The organism is Novosphingopyxis sp., from assembly GCF_965218915.1.
Classification (GTDB): Bacteria; Pseudomonadota; Alphaproteobacteria; order Sphingomonadales; family Sphingomonadaceae; genus Novosphingopyxis.
Genome location: NZ_OZ244711.1, coordinates 22,364 through 39,037, shown reverse-complemented (window position 1 = coordinate 39,037; position 16,674 = coordinate 22,364). Strand labels below are relative to the sequence as shown.

General features: G+C 65.5%; 14 protein-coding genes. 9 read left to right on the top strand and 5 right to left on the bottom strand.

Annotation, left to right across the window (positions count from 1 at the left end; translation table 11 throughout):
* Nucleotides 1–16: 16 nt before the first annotated feature.
* The 4 genes from cyoD to cyoA form a co-directional block, all read right to left on the bottom strand.
* The gene (gene cyoD, locus ACOQPC_RS16350) at nucleotides 17–412 is read right to left on the bottom strand and encodes a cytochrome o ubiquinol oxidase subunit IV (protein ID WP_420608360.1); all 396 of its coding nucleotides are present in this window, start codon (nucleotides 410–412) and stop codon (nucleotides 17–19) included.
* On the bottom strand, nucleotides 409–1,071 hold the full coding sequence (locus ACOQPC_RS16345) for a cytochrome (ubi)quinol oxidase subunit III (protein WP_420608365.1): 663 nt from the start codon (nucleotides 1,069–1,071) through the stop codon (nucleotides 409–411). The genes cyoD and ACOQPC_RS16345 overlap by 4 nt, the downstream gene beginning before the upstream one ends.
* Before the next feature lie 188 nt (nucleotides 1,072–1,259).
* Nucleotides 1,260–3,254, bottom strand: a complete 1,995-nt coding sequence (gene cyoB / locus ACOQPC_RS16340; RefSeq protein WP_420608359.1) for a cytochrome o ubiquinol oxidase subunit I — start codon at nucleotides 3,252–3,254, stop codon at nucleotides 1,260–1,262.
* Nucleotides 3,255–4,238: a ubiquinol oxidase subunit II gene (cyoA, locus tag ACOQPC_RS16335; RefSeq protein WP_420608358.1), complete on the bottom strand. Its 984-nt coding sequence runs from the start codon at nucleotides 4,236–4,238 to the stop codon at nucleotides 3,255–3,257.
* 278 nt (nucleotides 4,239–4,516) lie between these two features.
* Between cyoA and ACOQPC_RS16330 the strand changes: the two genes are divergently transcribed.
* The 9 genes from ACOQPC_RS16330 to ACOQPC_RS16290 all read left to right on the top strand — a co-directional run bounded on the left by ACOQPC_RS16330 (nucleotide 4,517) and on the right by ACOQPC_RS16290 (nucleotide 13,105).
* Nucleotides 4,517–5,224, top strand: a complete 708-nt coding sequence (locus ACOQPC_RS16330; protein WP_420608357.1) for a sensor histidine kinase — start codon at nucleotides 4,517–4,519, stop codon at nucleotides 5,222–5,224.
* A 15-nt stretch (nucleotides 5,225–5,239) separates the two neighbouring features.
* Nucleotides 5,240–6,772, top strand: coding sequence for an MFS transporter (locus ACOQPC_RS16325; protein ID WP_420608356.1), 1,533 nt, complete (start codon nucleotides 5,240–5,242; stop codon nucleotides 6,770–6,772).
* Complete coding sequence (locus ACOQPC_RS16320) at nucleotides 6,769–7,992, top strand: HlyD family efflux transporter periplasmic adaptor subunit (RefSeq protein ID WP_420608355.1); 1,224 nt, start codon at nucleotides 6,769–6,771, stop codon at nucleotides 7,990–7,992. Before ACOQPC_RS16325 ends, ACOQPC_RS16320 begins: the two co-directional genes overlap by 4 nt.
* Nucleotides 7,992–9,446, top strand: a complete 1,455-nt coding sequence (locus ACOQPC_RS16315; RefSeq protein WP_420608354.1) for an efflux transporter outer membrane subunit — start codon at nucleotides 7,992–7,994, stop codon at nucleotides 9,444–9,446. The genes ACOQPC_RS16320 and ACOQPC_RS16315 overlap by 1 nt, the downstream gene beginning before the upstream one ends.
* Before the next feature lie 24 nt (nucleotides 9,447–9,470).
* Nucleotides 9,471–10,058 carry a carboxymuconolactone decarboxylase family protein gene (locus tag ACOQPC_RS16310; protein ID WP_420608353.1) on the top strand — a complete coding sequence of 196 codons (588 nt, stop codon included), beginning with the start codon at nucleotides 9,471–9,473 and terminating at the stop codon, nucleotides 10,056–10,058.
* Between the two features lie 20 nt (nucleotides 10,059–10,078).
* Nucleotides 10,079–10,615 carry a hypothetical protein gene (locus tag ACOQPC_RS16305; RefSeq protein WP_420608352.1) on the top strand — a complete coding sequence of 179 codons (537 nt, stop codon included), beginning with the start codon at nucleotides 10,079–10,081 and terminating at the stop codon, nucleotides 10,613–10,615.
* Entirely contained in the window at nucleotides 10,608–11,594 is a 987-nt protein-coding gene (locus ACOQPC_RS16300; protein ID WP_420608351.1) for a hypothetical protein, read from the top strand. Before ACOQPC_RS16305 ends, ACOQPC_RS16300 begins: the two co-directional genes overlap by 8 nt.
* Before the next feature lie 216 nt (nucleotides 11,595–11,810).
* Nucleotides 11,811–12,446, top strand: coding sequence for a carboxymuconolactone decarboxylase family protein (locus tag ACOQPC_RS16295; RefSeq protein WP_420608350.1), 636 nt, complete (start codon nucleotides 11,811–11,813; stop codon nucleotides 12,444–12,446).
* Between the two features lie 137 nt (nucleotides 12,447–12,583).
* Nucleotides 12,584–13,105, top strand: coding sequence for a cupin domain-containing protein (locus tag ACOQPC_RS16290; protein ID WP_420608349.1), 522 nt, complete (start codon nucleotides 12,584–12,586; stop codon nucleotides 13,103–13,105).
* 549 nt (nucleotides 13,106–13,654) lie between these two features.
* Here the strand turns inward: ACOQPC_RS16290 and ACOQPC_RS16285 are convergent.
* The gene (locus tag ACOQPC_RS16285) at nucleotides 13,655–16,627 is read right to left on the bottom strand and encodes a Tn3 family transposase (protein WP_420608348.1); all 2,973 of its coding nucleotides are present in this window, start codon (nucleotides 16,625–16,627) and stop codon (nucleotides 13,655–13,657) included.
* Nucleotides 16,628–16,674 lie beyond the last annotated feature (47 nt).

Here is a 16,674-nt window from a genome sequence, read left to right as displayed (position 1 = left end):
ACCGCGGCGGCGCCGATCATCGCTGCATCTGCATGACCTTGTCCATGCTCGGCATGTTGGTGTCGAGGTGTCCCATGATCCAGATCGAGCCGGCGATCAGCAGGAATACGATCAGCACGCCGAAGGCCAGGGCCATGACGTTGTTGGTGCTGTCCGGGCCGGTGCTGATGTGAAGGAAGAACACCAGGTGCACGCCCATCTGCGCAATCGCCAGCGCGAACAGCGCGATGGGGATGCTGGGCGTCCAGACCAGCGTGGTGCGCGCGACCACGAAGGAGACGATGGTCAGCACGACGGCCAGGCCGTAGCCGACCAGGTAGCCGCGGGCGCCTTTTCCGGGCTGGTCAGATCGCTGGTCGCCGGGCGCCCGGTCCTGGTCCAGGCGATGGTTGGCAGTCTCGGCGTCGCTCATGCCTGCACTCCCATCAAATAGACGACGGTGAACAGGCCGATCCAGACGATGTCGAGCGCATGCCAGAACAGGCTGAAGCACAGAACCCGGCGCAGGATGTCGGCGCGGGGACCCTTGACCCAGACCTGGGCCACCATCGTCAGCAGCCAGAGCAGCCCGGCGGAGACGTGCGCCCCATGTAGACCGACCAGCGCGAAGAACGAGGACAGGAAGGCGCTGCGCGCCGGCCCGTTGCCGGCGGCGATCATCGACCAGAACTCGCGCAGCTCGAGCGCTAAAAAGGCCGCCCCCAGCACGAAGGTCGCGGCCATGCCGAAGTAGAACCAGCGGGCGTCGCGCGCGTGCAGGCCCACCATGGCTAGGCCGCAAGCCAGCGTGGAGGTCAGCAGGCACCCGGTCTCGAGCGCCGCGCTGGTGATGTCGAACAGGTCCTGTCCGGAGGGGCCGCCGGCGGTGCGGCCGTGCAGAACGGCGTAGGCCGCGAAGAAGGCCGCAAACATGATGATGTCCGACAGCAAGAACACCCAAAAGCCGTAGCCGACGATGATCCGCTTGGACGCCGGTCCGCGCTCGCCGTGCTCGGTGCTCGGCTGCCGGTCATCGCTGGCGTGGCCCAGCCGGTATGGGTCGGCCCGCCTTCTGAGCGGTGGATCGGGCAGGTCGCGGCTACGGGGCAGCGGTTGCGGACCGGGCTGCGCTCGGGCGTCGTCCATGTATGGCGCAGTGGCCCGGTCCTGGACCGGGCGCAGCGCCACCAAAGCCGCGACGGCCGCACCCACCCCCAACAGCGCCCTACCCAGGCCGCGCAGGAGGAACGGGCGCGGCGCGGCGCCAGGGTTCAGCCGGGTCACTGCGCGAGCTCCAGCCGCGCGTGGGCCGCCTGGCGCCGGCGCCGGTCGCCGCGCTCGACCTCGGCGGCGGGGATGACGTATTCGCTCCGGTCGCGCCAGGCGAACACCACGAAGGTGGCGACCGCGCAGGCCAGGGTGGCGATCGCCATCCACCAGATGTGCCAGACCATGGCGAACCCGAAGCCCGCTGCGAAGAAGGCGCAGACGAAGCCGGTCGGGCTGTTGCGCGGCATCTCGATGTCCACGTAGTCGGGCCGGGCCGTCAAATCGCCCTGCTCGCGGGCGCGTTCCTTGATGCCCCAGTAGGCGTCCTCCCCGGTGACTTCGGGCAGGACGGCGAAGTTGTAGGCCGGCGGCGGCGAGCTCGTCGCCCATTCCAGCGAACGGCCCTCCCAGGGATCGCCGGTCCAGTCGCGCAGCTCGTCGCGCCGGCGGATGCTGACGAACAGTTGCGCGCACATCAGGACGATGCCGGCGAGGATGATGACGACGCCGAACGCCGCGACCAGCAGCCAGGGCCGCCAGGCCGCGACGTCGTAGTGCTGCATGCGCCGGGTCATGCCCATCAGGCCGAGCACGTAGAGCGGCATGAAGGCGACGTAGAAGCCGACCAGCCAGCACCAGAACGACCACTTGCCCAGGCCCTCGTGCAGGCGGAAGCCGAAGGCCTTGGGGAACCAGTACATGTAGCCCGCGAAGGAGCCGAACAGCACGCCGCCGATGATGACGTTGTGGAAGTGCGCGACCAGGAACAGCGAGTTGTGCAGAACGAAGTCCGCCGGCGGCACCGCCAGCAGCACGCCGGTCATGCCGCCCAGCACGAACGTGATCATGAAGCCCAGCGCCCACAGCATCGGGCTCGAGAACGTCACCCGGCCGCCAAACATGGTGAACATCCAGTTGAACACCTTCACCCCGGTCGGCACCGCGATGATCATGGTGGCGATGCCGAACACGCCGTTCACGTCGCCGCCGGCACCCATGGTGAAGAAGTGGTGCAGCCACACCATGAAGGCGAAGATGCAGATCACCATGGTCGCGATCACCATCGAGCGGTAGCCGAACAGCGGCTTCTGGGAGAAGGTCGAGACCACTTCGGAGAACACGCCGAACGCCGGCAGGATCAGGATGTAGACCTCCGGATGGCCCCAAGCCCAGATGAGGTTCATGAACATCATCACGTTACCCCCACCCTCGTTGGTGAAAAAGTGGAAGCCGAGGTAACGATCCAGCGTCAGCATTAGCAGCGTCGCCGTCAGGATTGGAAAAGCGGCAACGATCAGCAGGTTCGAGGCCAGCGCGGTCCAGCAGAACATCGGCATCCGCAGATAGGTCATGCCCGGTGCGTGCATCTTCAGGATCGTTGTCACCAGGTTGATCCCGGTCATCAGCGTGCCGACGCCCGAGACCAGCAACGCCCAGAGATAGTAATCCACCCCCACGCCCGGCGAGTAGTTCAGCTCCGACAGCGGCGGGTAGGGCAGCCAGCCGGTGCGCGCGAACTCGCCCACGATCAGCGAGATGTTCACCAGCAGCGCGCCGACGCAGGTGAGCCAGAAGCTGACGGAGTTGAGCGTGGGAAAGGCCACGTCGCGCACGCCGAGCTGCAGCGGGACGACGAAGTTCATCAGGCCGACGACGAACGACATGGCCACGAAGAAGATCATCAGCGTGCCGTGCGCAGAGAAGATTTGGTCGTAGTGCTCTGGCGGCAGATAGCCGGGCGCGTTGTAGGCCAGCGCCTGCTGCGACCGCATCATGATCGCGTCCGAAAAGCCGCGGAGCAGCATGACCAGCGCCAGCACGCAGTACATGATGCCGATGCGCTTGTGATCGACGCTGGTGATCCACTCGCGCCACAGGTAGGGCAGGTGGCCCTTGAGCACGATCCAGGCGATCACGCAGAGGATCACGAACCCCACCGCCCCGGCCGCGATCAGCGGCAGTGGCTGGTCGAACGGGATCGCGGACCAGGTCAGCTTGCCGAGCATCTAGTGTTCCTTTGCCATGCGGATGGATGTGCCGGGGCCGCCCTCAGCCTTGGCGCTTCCCGACTTGCCGCCCGTCGTCGGTTTCGGTCCCGGGCCGGGCGGCAGGTGCTGGCTGACGATCTTGTCGAACAGCTCCGGATCAACCCGGCCCCACTGGCGTGCGGGGTCCTTGGTGCTCTGCCGGGCCAGCTGCGCGTAGGACGCCGCATCCAACCCGGCCGCGTCGGCGTGCGCTGCGGCGATCCAGCGCGCGAACCCGTCCCCGTCCAAGGACCGAACGGCGAAATGCATGTCCGAGAACCCGTCGCCGCTATAGTGCGAGGACAGGCCGCCGAACGTGCCCTCGTGGTCCGCCTGCAGGTGCAGCTCGGATACCATGCCGTTCATGGTGTAGATCATGCTGCCGAGCTGCGGCACGAAGAACGCGTTCATCACGCTCCCCGAGGTCAGCAAGAAGTGGACCGGCTTGCCCGCCGGCACCGCCACCTCGTTGAGGCTGGCGACGCCCTGCTCGGGGTAGATGAACAGCCACTTCCAATCCAGCGACACCGCCTGGATCTCGAGCGGCTTGTCGCCCGGCAGCGACCGCCCCGGGTCGAGCTCGTGGGCGCCGACCCAGGCCACGCCGCCCAGCAGCATGATGGTCAGCAGCGGCACCCCCCAGGTCACCATTTCGATCCGGCCGGAGTATGACCAGTACGGCAGGCGCTGCGCCCGGGCATTGCCGCGGCGGAACCACCAGGCGCAGGCCAGGGTGCCGATCATGGTGGGGACGACGATGGCGAGCATGATCGCCAGCGAGTCGACGAAAATCGAAAGCTGGGCGCGTCCGACTGGCCCGGCCGGATCCAGCACGGCGGGCTGGCAGCCGGCCAGCATGAGGGAGACCGCCGCCAAGGCGGCGCAGCGGGCGGCCCGCGCGATGTTCTGCGCATACTGCCCGGCGGCATGTTCGGCTGGACAACTCGGCGTCAAGTGGATCATGCGACCTCGAGTCTCCACCGGCAATCTTGGCAGTCGGAATCAGCACCCTTCCCGTAAAGACTGTCGGGTAGTCCTGCTTGCAAATACTGGACACGACTTTTGTTTTCTGACGCCCGCGTTCTTTGGAGTCGGCGGTCCTCGGAGCCGCACGCCGGAACGGGAACTAGAAGGCGGGATCACGAAAGTCTTGTCCCAAATCTGAAGGAGCGCGGTCGCGGAGGGCGCTACATGTCTCAAGTCCGCCGCTCAGGGGCTCACAATCAGATCGGGCCGCCCGCATGCACGATGAAGCAGTCGCACACCATAGGCCCGACGCCCAGAACGGCCTCGCGATGGGTCTAGACCAGGTTCGATTCGACGAGATGCGGCACCGCTATTCCAACGCCGTCCAGCTCGCCGCGAGCATGCTCGCCCTTGAGGCTCGCACCTGCACGCATGTTCCTGCAAGACAGGTGCTGAACGCCGCCGCCGAGCGCCTGGGGGTTCTCCGCCAACTATATATGTTGCTGGATGAGACCGTCGCCGACGAACCGGTTTCGGCCCGGAAATTTCTCGACGCGTTCTGCGGCTATCTCCGGGGTGCCTACTTCACGAGCGGCAACGTGACCTGCACGGCAGACTGCGATGAGACCGAACTCGCCGCAGCAACGTGCCGACTGCTCGGACGCGCCGTCCATGAACTCGTGGTCAACGCGCTGAAGCATGCCTTCGCAAGCAGGGCCAATGGCCAGATCACCATCACCTCCCGGCGTGTCGCCGCCGGCATGTGGCGCTGCAGCGTCGAGGACGACGGCGCCGGATTTTCAGCCTCCGCCTCCAACCAGGGCGGGCTCGGCCGCACGTTGGTGACCGAACTGGCCCGGCAGATGGGAGGATACGCAGCGTGGGAACCGCGCGAGCGGGGTGCGGCCGTGCATCTGCTGATCCCGGTCGAGCAAGCCTTACCGGCTTGGTCGGCCGAAGCCGGGTCGGCAGCGGCGGGATAGGCGCGGGGCTCATTGATGAATATTCGGCCCTTCCTCGGTCTTGCCGGAATCGTTCTGGGTTCCATTTCGGCGGACTTCAACAGTCAGGTCGCCTCCAACGCCATGGGCGATGTCTCGGGTGGCCTGGGCCTCAGCCATGATCCAGGCACCTGGTTCAGCAGCCTGTATCTCTCCGCCGAGGTGGTCGGCATGGCGCTGTCGCCCTGGCTGATGGTGACGTTCACGCTCCGGCAGTTCACTCTGTTCGTCTTCATCCTCAATGCGGTTTCCAGCGGGTTGATCCCGTTCTGCCCGCAAACGTCGGCGCTCTATCTGTTGCGCGGCCTGCAGGGCCTATCCGGCGGGCTCACCATCCCGCTGCTGATGACCACCACCTTAAGGGTGCTCGATCCTTCGACCAAGCTTTACGGCTTGGCCATCTATGCCCTGACGGCCACGTTCACCCCCGCGCTCTCACCCGCTATGGCCGGCCTCTGGACCGACCTGGTCGGCTGGCAGTTTGTCTTCCTGGAGTCGCTGCCGCTGTGTGTCCTGGCGGGCCTGCTGGTCTGGTATGGCGAGGAACAGGACTCACCGGACTACGGGCGGTTCCGCATTTTTGACTGGCGCGGCGCTCTGCTGGTCGTCATCGGGCTCGGCAGCCTGACGACAATGCTGCAGCAGGGCGATCGGTTCGACTGGTTCAACTCTCCTTTGATCTGCATGTTGGCCCTGGCCAGTGCGGTCGGTGTCCCGCTGCTGCTGCTCAACGAGTGGTTCCATCCGCTGCCGTTGCTCAAGCTGCAGCTGTTCGGCCGTCGCAACCTTGCCTATGGCGGCATCGCGATCTTCACGTTCGTCATTGTCGGCCAGTCCAGCTCGACTGTCCCGAACTCCTTTTTACAGGAGGTGCAGGGGTTCCGGCCGGAGCAGTTCTACCTGATCACCTTCGTCATCGCCGGGTCGCAGCTCGTGCTGCTGCCGGCGACGGCGTGGTTGCTTGATCACCGCCGGATCGATGCGCGGATCGTCCAGATGGTGGGCTTGGTCTGCGTCCTGATCTCCTGCATCGGGGCGTCGCAGCTCACGACCACCTGGTTTCGGGGGCAGTTCTACCTGTGGCAGGCGTTCCAGGCCGTTGGCCAACCGCTGATCGTCATGCCGCTGCTGCTGTTCTCAACCAACAGCGTGAAGGGGCCGGAGGAGGCGCCGTTCATTTCAGCCGCGATCAACACGCCGCGCGCCCTCGCCGAGGCCACGGGTGTGTGGCTCATCCAGTTGATCGACCGCTGGCGCGGCGGACTGCACTACAACCGGCTGGCCGACCAGGCCGGGCAAGACCGCTGGCGGCTGCCTGGGGCGTCTCCGATCCCGTCCAACCCAGTGCCCGGCAGCATGAGCGCCTTGCAGCCGGTCATTGAGCAGCAGGCCCAGGTGCTGACGATGTCCGACACGTTCCTCATCATGGCGGCAATGACGGTGGCACTCATGGTGGTGCTGGTGTTCATGCCGCAGCGCACGCTGCCGCCCCGGATCATCGCCGCCGAAAAACAGGGATCAGCGACGTGAGCGACGCAGAGACGCAGAGCAAGGCCCCGCCAAAGCCTGGCAGCGACAAGCCTGGAAGCGACCAGCCTAGCAAGCCGCAGGGTCATGACAAGCAGGAACACGGCAATCCTGACAAGCAGGACGATCAGGAAAAGAAGTCCAAGCCGCCCCCCGCGCGTTGGCCCTGGGTCGTCGGCGGTCTCATCGTGCTCGTGTTCGTTGCCGTCGTGCTCTACGAGGTGTTCGCACCCCGCCCGAACGTCTGGACCAACGACGCCTACGTGCGCGTGCACTACGCCCGCATCTCACCCCGCGTGTCCGGTTATGTGAGCGAAGTGCTTGTCAACGACACCGACGTGGTCCGGGCCGGGCAGCTGCTGGTCACGCTTGATCCCCGTGACTACCAGACCGCCGTTTCGATGGCTGAAGCAGCGCTCGAGCGCGACACGGCCCAGGTCGTCGACGCGGCAGCCAACGTGGCACGGCAGCCCGCGCTGATCACCGAGCAGCAGGCGGCGGTGGCTTCCGCCCAGGCCAGCCTCGCCTTCACCCAGGCCAACCAGCGCCGCTACGTCAATCTAGCCGCCACCGGGGCCGGCACCGGGCAGCAGAAGCAACAAGCAGACTCCGCCGCCGAACAGGGCAAGGCGTCGCTACAAGCAGCGCAAGCCGCCTTGGAGGCAACGAAGCGGCAGATGCAGGTGCTCGAAGCGAAGAAGTCCTCGCAGGATGCCGTGGTGAAGGCCGATCAGGCGCAACTGGAGCAGGCCCGGCTCAATCTCTCCTACACCCGCATCGTCGCACCCATCGACGGCATGATTGGCCAGCGCAGCATCCAGGTCGGCGATAATCTCGCCCCTGGCAGCACCGCCATGGTCGTGGTGCCGCTCGACGCCGTTTACATCGAGGCCAACTACCGCGAGCTCGACCTGCGCCACGTCCGCAACGGCCAGAAGGCGACCGTGCACGTGGACGCCTACGACATCGACCTCGACGGCGTCGTGGTCGGGGTCGCCCCGGCCTCCGGGGCCGCCTTCTCCCCGGTGCCGCCGATCAATGCGACCGGCAACTTCACGAAGATCGTGCAGCGCCTGCCGGTCAAGATCGCACTGTCGCCGAACCAGAAGCTGGCCAAGCTGCTGCGGGTCGGCTTCTCGGTCGAGACCACCATCCACACCGGGCTGGAAAACGTGGTCGCCGATCAGCGGGATTCCGCCAATCGCGTGACCGCGCCTCGGTGATGCGCGCGCGGACTCTCGCAGGGCTGCTGGCCTGCGCCGGCCTGGGTGCCTGCACCGTCGGCCCCGACTTCCAGCCACCCGTCGTTGCGTCACCCAGCGTCTGGGCGCCCGAGCTGGGCGGCGTGCCGAGTCGGACCGTCGCCACCGCGGTCGACCCGACCTGGTGGCGCAGCTTCGACGATCCGGTGCTCACCTCCCTCGTGACCCGGCTCGCGACCCAGAACCTGGACCTCAAATCGGCTGCCGAGCGGATCATGCAGGGCCGCGCGCAGACCCGGGTCGCGGCCGCCCAAGGCCTGCCTCAGATCAGCGGCCGCTCGTCTTACAAACGGGAACGGCAGAGCCCGACGGGTTTCGTTTCGCTCGTCGAGCCTGCCCCGGGAGCACCGATCGAATACGACCTGTTCCAGAACGGGCTGGACTCCTCCTGGGAACTCGACCTGTTCGGCCGCGTCCGCCGCGCCGTCGAAGCCGCGGACGCCCGCACCCTCAGCTCCGTCGAAAGCCGGCACGGCATCGCCCTTGCCGCCCTCGCTGACCTCGCCCAGGACTACCTGCAACTGCGCGGCGTCCAGGCCCAGCTCGGCATCGCCGAACGCAACCTGGGCCTCGTCGAGCAGAACGCCAAGCTGGTGCGCAACCGCGTTGCGAACGGGGTCGCCAACGCACTCGACATGGCGCAAGCCCAGGCGCAGCTGGCGACCGTCGCCAGCACCGTCCCGCCGCTGCGCACTCGTCAGGCGGCCCTGATCAACGCTATCGGCTTCCTGCTCGCCGAGCCACCACGCGCGCTGGAAGCCGAGCTCCGACCCCGTGCGGCCCTGCCCGGCGTGCCCGCCATCGTCCCCATCGGGGTTCCCGGCGCCCTGGTCCGGCGACGGCCGGACGTGCGCCAAGCCGAAGCCGAGCTTCATGCCGCCACTGCCGACACCGGTGTCGCAGTCGCCAATTTCTACCCCGACATCACGCTCGTCGGCAGCTTCAATCTCGAAGGCCTGCGCCTGCGCGACGCCTTCAGCCTGCCGTCGCGGGCATTCACGGTCGGCCCCTCCATCTCACTGCCCATCTTCCAGGGCGGACGCCTGCGCGGCGAGCTGCAGCTGCGCAAGTCGCAGCAACGCGAAGCCGGCATCGCCTTCCAGCGCACCGTGCTGCAAGCCTGGCAGGAGGTGGACAACGCGCTCACCGCGTACGCCGAGGCGCAGCGTCGCCAGGCCCAACTCGCCATGGCGGTCAAGCAGAACGAGATCGCGCTCCGTGCCGCCCGGCAGCAATACACCGAGGGCGCGGCCGACTTCCTGAACGTCAACTCGGCCCAATCGCAGCTGCTGCAGACGCAGAACGACCTGGCCACGATCGCCACCGAAATCACGACGGATCTGGTCGCCTTGTATCGCGCACTCGGCGGCGGTTGGGAGATTGCCGATGCGCCGCCGCCACCGATCTCGCGATGAACGCTCTTTAAAAGGAATGTTCGAATGACTGACCCGATGTTCAAAGCAGCCGACTTCGGCACGTTCGGGCGATACCGCGAAGTTCCGGTCGCCGACATGCCGGCCGAGATGCGGGAGGCCTATGAATTTACCAAGCGACTGCGCGGGCTCGTTCCCGGTCCACACCGCATCTGGCTGGCCAACCCCGCCTTGTCGAAAACCATCGTTCCGACGGGTCTCTACTACCAGAGGCATTCATCGCTGACGAAGAGCGAGATCGAGATCGTCACCAATCTCGTCAACGCGCGCTGGCTTTCCGCCTACGCAAGCTATGAGCACGAGGCGATCGGGGAGAACCAAGGGCAGCTCGCACCTGAAACGGTCAAGCGGCTGATCGCCGGCCTGCCGGTATCGTTCGATGATCCGCGCGAGGATGTCGTCTACCAGGTCGCCTATGCATTGGTTCAGCCGCGGCTGGTCTCGCTCGGGCTTTACCGCACGGCCCGCGAGCGAATCGGCGATCCCGGGCTCGTCGATGTCGCGGTGCTGATTGGCTGGTTCACGATGGTTTGCATGACGCTGGCCGTCTTCGACGTGCCGGCGAACGCAGATGCCAATGGCCTGGACCAATAGAAATGCAACGAGGAGGTCCGATGTCCGATCCTGAAACCTGGCTTGGCGGCCGCTTGCCACTCCTGAGCAGATCCGAACTGAGCCCGGCACAGGTCACGCTGGCCAAACAAGTGGACCCGAGCATGGGCACCCTGGCTGAGAGGCTCGGCGTCAAAGCTAAGACTGCCGAAGGTCGCTCCATCCGCCGGTTCAACCCGATGCTGCAAAGCCCGGAAATCGCGCTGGCATTCCTACAGCTGCAGACCGATGAAGGCAGGCTCACCAACCTGTCAGACCGTGTCCGCCAGGTCGCCATCCTGAGCGTGGGGTCGGGCTGGCAGGCGCCTTACGAACTCTACGCACACGCGGCAGTCGCCCACCAGGCCGGCGTCTCCGCAAAATGCGTGAACGATGACCTAAACGCTGATGTCTTGGGGCAATTCGGCGAGAAGGAACTCGTCGCCTTGCGGTGCTCGCCGACTGCTCCCGTGTCGTCTGCGGCTTACTCAGCATGTTGGCCATCTCCGCTCCGAGCCGGCGTGAAAAACCTTTCCCAGGAGGCCCGGAATCATGCCTGACTCACCGCAAGCCAAGCTCACCATCGTTGCCGAGTTCCCCGAGCACTTCTTTCTCGAGAATCTGGCTATACGCTCCGACGGATCGATGCTGGTCACCGTCGCCAACCGGAAGGAGCTCTGGTTTGTTCCCGCGACCCGTGAGGCGCTTGCGGTGGAGCCGCTTCACCTGTTCACCTTCGAGTACAACGCCTGCTTCGTCGTCGAATGGCAGGCCGAGCGGTTCGTAATCGGTGTGGCCGACGTCTATGACACCCGTCGAGCGAGGCTTTACGAGCTCGATCTGTCCGGTTGGATACCAGGCACCGCAGTCAGTCCGCGGCAGATACTCGAGTTCCCTCAACCATGGGCCGGTCTCAACGGCGGCTGCATGATTGCGCCGAATGTGCTCCTCGCCGCGGGCATGGCGGACCTGATCTGGCGGGTCGATCTCGACGGAGTCGGCGCGGCGTTGGCGCGGATTTGGTTGCGGCACGACTCGATGAAGAACCGCCCCGGCGAGAAGAAGCCCGAGCAGCCCGGCACCAACGGTGTCCAGTTCGACGCGCAACGCGGGTATCTCTACTACACCACGACGTCCCAGCAGATGATGCTGCGCGTCAAGGTAGATCCCGCCACATGGGACGCGATCGGACTACCCGAGTTCGTAGCCGGCGGACGGGAGTGGGACGATTTCGTCATCGACGCCGAAGCGGGCGTCGCCTACGTCACCACGCACCGCGAGAACACCATCGACCTGGTCCGCTTGGCACCAGACGGCAATCGCGCAGGCAGGACCGTGATTGCTGGCGAACCGTTCACCGAGACGCTCGTCGGACCGTCTGCGGGCGCGTGGGGCCGCTCGCCTGGGGACAAGGGCCGCCTCGGCTATTTCTTGACGGACGGCGGCACCGCTCAACCACCTGACGGTACGTATCGCACGGCCAAGGTGCTGCGCGTCGAACTGCCGCAGGTTGCTGCATCTGCGGACCGCTCGGGGTGAAGGCGGACTGCCGGCGGACAAGGTGGCGGCACTCGTTGCAGGCCTGCCGGTCAGCTTCGACGACGAGCGGCAGCAAGTGGTGCACGACATCGATAGCCCGCTGATCGGCGGCCGCCGAATGCCGCAGGATCTGTGTTCGACCGTGCGGTTGAGCTGGTCGTCGCCTATGACGTGCTGTCTCACGCGACCGGCATCGATCGATAGGAGCAAACCATTATGACCTCCGACCAAACGCATTCGTCGGCACATGAAAATGATCTCGGCGGCCGCTTTCCGTTATACGATCCTGCTTCGTTTTCAGGAAGCGCCAAGACGCTATACGACCACGCGATTTCCACGATCGTACCGGAGGCCCACAAGGCCGGCTTTACTGCGATGCTGGACGATGGTCGCATGATCGGCCCGTTCAATCCGATGTTCGCCAGCCCGGACATCGCCACGGCGATGCTGGGGCTGCAAAAGGCGGAGAGCGGCAACACCGCGCTCGGCCCGGCGACGCGGCAGGTGGTAATCCTTAGCACCGGTGCCGTCTGGCGGGCTCCTTACGAATTGTACGCGCACACCGCCGAGGCACGGATGGTCGGCCTGTCATCGGAGACGATCGAGGCACTTATCCGCGGCGAGCCACCGCCGGAACTGGGCGAAGCCGACCTAACTGCACAGCGCTTCACCTTGGCGCTCGTCGGCCGACGCCAGGTGGAGGACGACGTATTTGAAGCCACGCGGCGCGCGTTCGGGGAGAAAGGGATTTTCGATATGATTATTCTCGCCGGCTGCTACCAGATCATCTGTTCGCTGCTGAACGCACTCGCCATTACGGCACCACAGGACCGAGGAGACGGCCGTTTGTAATGCTCGACGCCAAGGCGGTCGTTATCGACGGGAAGGAACTCAACACGCAAATTCCTCTCAGAGATTAGCCCGACCCTTAGCGGCCGGGTCGCCGTCCGTAGAGCAGTCGCGCCGTTACACCCTAAGGAGAGAGCATCATGACCATGGAAGTTCGTAGGATCGTCGTCGCCAATGACGAGAACGGCGCCAGCGTCGTCATCAGCGACGAACGCCTTCCCGCCGCATCGCGGGGGATCGGAAAGAACGTCACGGGATCCGAACTATGGTCGACGGACACGATGCCGGTCGACAATGCGCCGGGGGCCGACCCGGCGCAGCGCAAGGGCTATATCAAGGTCCACAACGACTATAACTACGTCGGCAGCGGGCAAGGCACGGCGTTCAGAATAACCGAATGGGGACCCGGCCACCCCCGCTTTACCCATCGCACGCAGACGACCGACTATGACGTGGTACTTCAGGGCGAGATCGACCTCGAACTGGACAGCGGCGAAGTCGTGCATCTCAAGACGGGAGATGTCGTGATCATGCGCGGTTGCACACACACCTGGATGAACCGCAGCACAAAACCGGCGGTGACGGCTTTCATACTCATCGATGCGGCTCCGGTCGAGGTCGCATCGGGCATGCTTCGACCCATCTTCCCTAACACGGGTTGAGCCGCCAAGAGCTTCATAGGGGCAGCGCAATTCGGATTGCTTTGATCGACCGTGTTGACGGCTGTCACCCAGACGGAAAGTCTTTCGATCATGCAGCGTCTTGCGGGAAAAACGGCCGTCGTGGCGGCGGATCCACAGCCGTAGAACTTGCGGCTGCACAACGGTCCATTGACGAAGGTGCGCAAATGGTAATCACCGGCCGTGACCCTAAGCGGGTTGACGAAGCAGTGGTCCGGCTTAGCCCGAACGTATCTGGCGAGTGGGGTTGCCGACTTTCTAATGATCGGTCGCTGACCGACAAGGCAAAGCGTTGGGTTGTTGAGCTGTTCCTCACTGGTTCAGTCGGAACAGGCAACCGGCAAAACACCTCGGGGCAGCGGCCGAGATCGTCGGATCGTTCTCTACGCCGCGTCCAGCGACATCTTGCTACAGACCGGCCCATCAAACAACCGATCCGGAATGGACTCTGAGCCGCGCGCGTCACGTCGCAGCAGGCAGGCGGTTCTTCAGGTCGGCATGGGGTAGGTTGAGGATACGTGTAAAAAGTGGTCACAAGGCCTGCTCGAAGGGGAGCGGCTGTGGGTCGAGCGGCTCTGGCAGGCTGTCCATGTCGAGCGCGTATCGGCCGAACCGTAGAATGTGGCGGCGCATGTAGGGGCTGAGGGAAGCGGCCAGGGCGGGCGTGACCGGGTGTCCATCGGCAGCCATGTCGGACAGGACGCGCGTCAGGTCCGCGACATTGGACAGCATGACGGCGTTGGCGACCAGGCTGGCGTATTTGAGCTGCTTCTCCTGTTCGACGGGGTCGCCGCTCTTGATCACCGGGCCGCCGAACGACACCCAGTCCAGGAAGTCGTTGTAGGCCTCGACCTTGGTGGTTTCGGCGCGGATAACCCGACGGACCTCGGTGCTGGAGAAGAAGCTCAGCAGGAACAGGGTGCGCTCGACGCGGCCAAGTTCGCGGAAGGCGCGGTAGAGCCGGCTGCGGCGGCTGTAGGTGCCAAGCTTGCGCAGCAGCATGGAGGGCATGACCCGCCCGGCCTGGATGGACAGCATGACCTGGATCATGTCCCGCTGATGGGTGGCGATCAGATCCCAGTCGATCTCGCCGGTGAACAGGGCGTCGATATGAGCGTAGCGGGTCTCCTTGGCCGGCCGGTACAGAACCGTGTCGCCCAGGCCACGCATACGCGGCATCAGCTTGATGCCGAGCAGCCGGCACAGGCCGAACACGGGTTCCGACTGACCCTGGGTATCGGCGTGAAGCGTGTCGGGCTGGATGGTGGACCTGTTCTTCAGCAGGCCGTCGAGGATGTGGACGGCTTCCCATACCCCGCATGGGATGAAGCTGGTGAACAGCGCGATGTAATTGTCGGCGACGTGGTGGTACGCGATGCCGCCATAGCCGCCATAACGGATGTGCCGGGAACCCTGCAGGTTGTTTTCCCGCAGTTTGACATGCGTGCCGTCGGCAATGGCGGCGCGTCCGCCGCCCCAGTGCCGCGGCAGCGCGAACCGAGCGTACTGGTCGATGACGTCCACCATTGCCGCTTCCAGCTTGGCCCCTGTGACGTGCTGCGCGTTGATCCGGCGCAGCGCCTGCGCCGTGGCCACCTCTGGCGCGTGCCGGGCGGTTTGGCTGGGGCCGAGATTGCAGCCGTAGCCGAACACGGTGAACAAATAGCGCTGAACGGCTTGGGCGAGCTTGGGGTCGGCGCCGGACGGTGGCCCGAAGTGGCGGGTGTAGCGCGACCAGTGCTCGGTGCGCCTAAGGATGTCGAGGAGATGGCGCTCTTCCAGGCGGGCTTGGATCTCGCCCTCGAACTCCGGCAGCCCGGCTGGCTGCTCCGTCGACGCCAACTGCTTCAGATGGGGCGTCCCCTCGGCATCCACGGTGAACTCGGTGTTGGCCGGAAAGCCGGCATCGACGGTGGCGGCCAGCGTCGTGAGCTCCGCTTTCAGGGCGGCGGCGAAGTCTTCGCCCCGTTCGGGGATGCCGAGTGCGGCGCAGTAGGCGGGCAGCCGCGCTTCGCACTCGGCCCAGGGCAGAAGCTGGGCGCGGTAGTCGGCGAAGGTTTCGGCCCCGACAATGAACAGGTCGCCGGTCTGCAGGGCGTCGGCCAAGTGGACGAACACGCACACCTCAAGCGCACGCCGGTCGATGGCGCCCGGCCTGATCCGGCGTCTGGTGACGAACGCCTGCCACCGCGGAGACGCGAACCCGAGGTCGATGCCGCCGTCCACATCGTCGCGGCGGGTGTGGCGAAGGCTGCTCACGACAGCCAGCGCGTCCAGCAGGCTGCGATCCTGCGTTGCCGACTGGACGTTTGTGAGATCGAGCAGCCGGAACAGCAGGACGCGGTGCTTGGCGTGGATAGGCCACAGCAGCGGAAGGTCGTTGCCGCGGTGCCAGGCGGACACCGTCTCGCACTGCTGCGCCAGCTTGGCGACGCCGCCCTGCTTGGAGAGGAGATCCCGGACCTGGCGCCCGAACGCGGCATCCGTCCCGTGCGCCTGCTCTGTCTCGAGCACCTCGCCGAAGATGCCGATCAGGTCTTCCTCGGTCGCGCGATGCTGGTCATGCAGTTCCTCGAGCTGTTCTTTGGCCAGAGCCTGGGTGCGCCGGATGCGGCGCAACATCATCTCGACCAGCTCATCGCGGCACCGCATGCGAACTTGGCGCAGCAAGGCGAGCAGGAGGGTGTCACGTTTGCCGGGTTGGGCGATGTCGAGCAGGTCACTCACCTCCGAAGCAGCGGCTTCGGCAGCAAACTGGCGCAGCTTGGTGTGCGCGATGCTATCCAACAGCGGATCGGGATCGATCAGGCCATCCAGCCATTCAAGGCGCTCGGTCCAGAGCCTGATCGTCTTGGGGGTCGCAGGCCCCGGTGCCTGCTTCAGCCGGTTGAATCCGGTGATGACACTACCGGTCAGCTTGATCAGCAAGGCATCCAGCACAGCGGCGTGCTCGGCCGTGACCCGGGCTGCAACACGGTCGTACATGCGCCCATGGACTTCGGCGCGCAGCCGGCTCACCAGCCGGTCGAGCGTGCTGAACGCGGGCAGGTCGATCGCTGCTGTTTGCAGGGCTTCGATGGCCCGGTTGATGAGGTCGGCCGGATCGCTCATGGTTTCGGCGGCTTCGAGCACGGTGCCTGTGACGAAGCGCCCCGCTCCGTCATCATACGGCTTGAGGCCCAGGTAGGACCGCACCGCGGCTTGGTAGCGGTAGAGCGACTTGGTCCGGCGCATCTCGTCCGCCAAGGTCTGGCACGAGGCAACCCCAAGCTGCGCCGCCAGGTGCTGGACTGTATCCGCATGGATTGCGTCCGGCGCAGGAAAGCACCCGAAATCCCGTCGAGACTTGAGCAGCATAGCCAGCAGCAATCGGCCGGTGTCGCGGCGGGCACTCGCGTGGATGAAGGCGAGTTCGGGCTCGCTCAGGTGATATCGCTCGCCCAACTCCTCCCGGGTCAGCCCTGCTTCCGGGCGTGGGTAGGCTGTGCGGTCGATGGCGGTCATGAGGTGTCCGGAAAAGGGTGCGCCGAAGCGGCGGGGCAGGCTATGTT

What these genes read in the sequence shown, in the direction of transcription:
- ACOQPC_RS16310 (WP_420608353.1), top strand. Translation starts at nt 9,471, where the DNA reads ATGACTGACCCGATGTTCAAAGCAGCCGACTTCGGCACGTTCGGGCGA.
- ACOQPC_RS16330 (WP_420608357.1), top strand. Translation starts at nt 4,517, where the DNA reads ATGCACGATGAAGCAGTCGCACACCATAGGCCCGACGCCCAGAACGGC.
- cyoB (WP_420608359.1), bottom strand. Translation starts at nt 3,254, where the DNA reads ATGCTCGGCAAGCTGACCTGGTCCGCGATCCCGTTCGACCAGCCACTG.
- ACOQPC_RS16290 (WP_420608349.1), top strand. Translation starts at nt 12,584, where the DNA reads ATGACCATGGAAGTTCGTAGGATCGTCGTCGCCAATGACGAGAACGGC.
- ACOQPC_RS16315 (WP_420608354.1), top strand. Translation starts at nt 7,992, where the DNA reads ATGCGCGCGCGGACTCTCGCAGGGCTGCTGGCCTGCGCCGGCCTGGGT.
- ACOQPC_RS16300 (WP_420608351.1), top strand. Translation starts at nt 10,608, where the DNA reads ATGCCTGACTCACCGCAAGCCAAGCTCACCATCGTTGCCGAGTTCCCC.
- cyoD (WP_420608360.1), bottom strand. Translation starts at nt 412, where the DNA reads ATGAGCGACGCCGAGACTGCCAACCATCGCCTGGACCAGGACCGGGCG.
- ACOQPC_RS16305 (WP_420608352.1), top strand. Translation starts at nt 10,079, where the DNA reads ATGTCCGATCCTGAAACCTGGCTTGGCGGCCGCTTGCCACTCCTGAGC.
- ACOQPC_RS16295 (WP_420608350.1), top strand. Translation starts at nt 11,811, where the DNA reads ATGACCTCCGACCAAACGCATTCGTCGGCACATGAAAATGATCTCGGC.
- ACOQPC_RS16325 (WP_420608356.1), top strand. Translation starts at nt 5,240, where the DNA reads ATGAATATTCGGCCCTTCCTCGGTCTTGCCGGAATCGTTCTGGGTTCC.
- ACOQPC_RS16285 (WP_420608348.1), bottom strand. Translation starts at nt 16,627, where the DNA reads ATGACCGCCATCGACCGCACAGCCTACCCACGCCCGGAAGCAGGGCTG.
- cyoA (WP_420608358.1), bottom strand. Translation starts at nt 4,238, where the DNA reads ATGATCCACTTGACGCCGAGTTGTCCAGCCGAACATGCCGCCGGGCAG.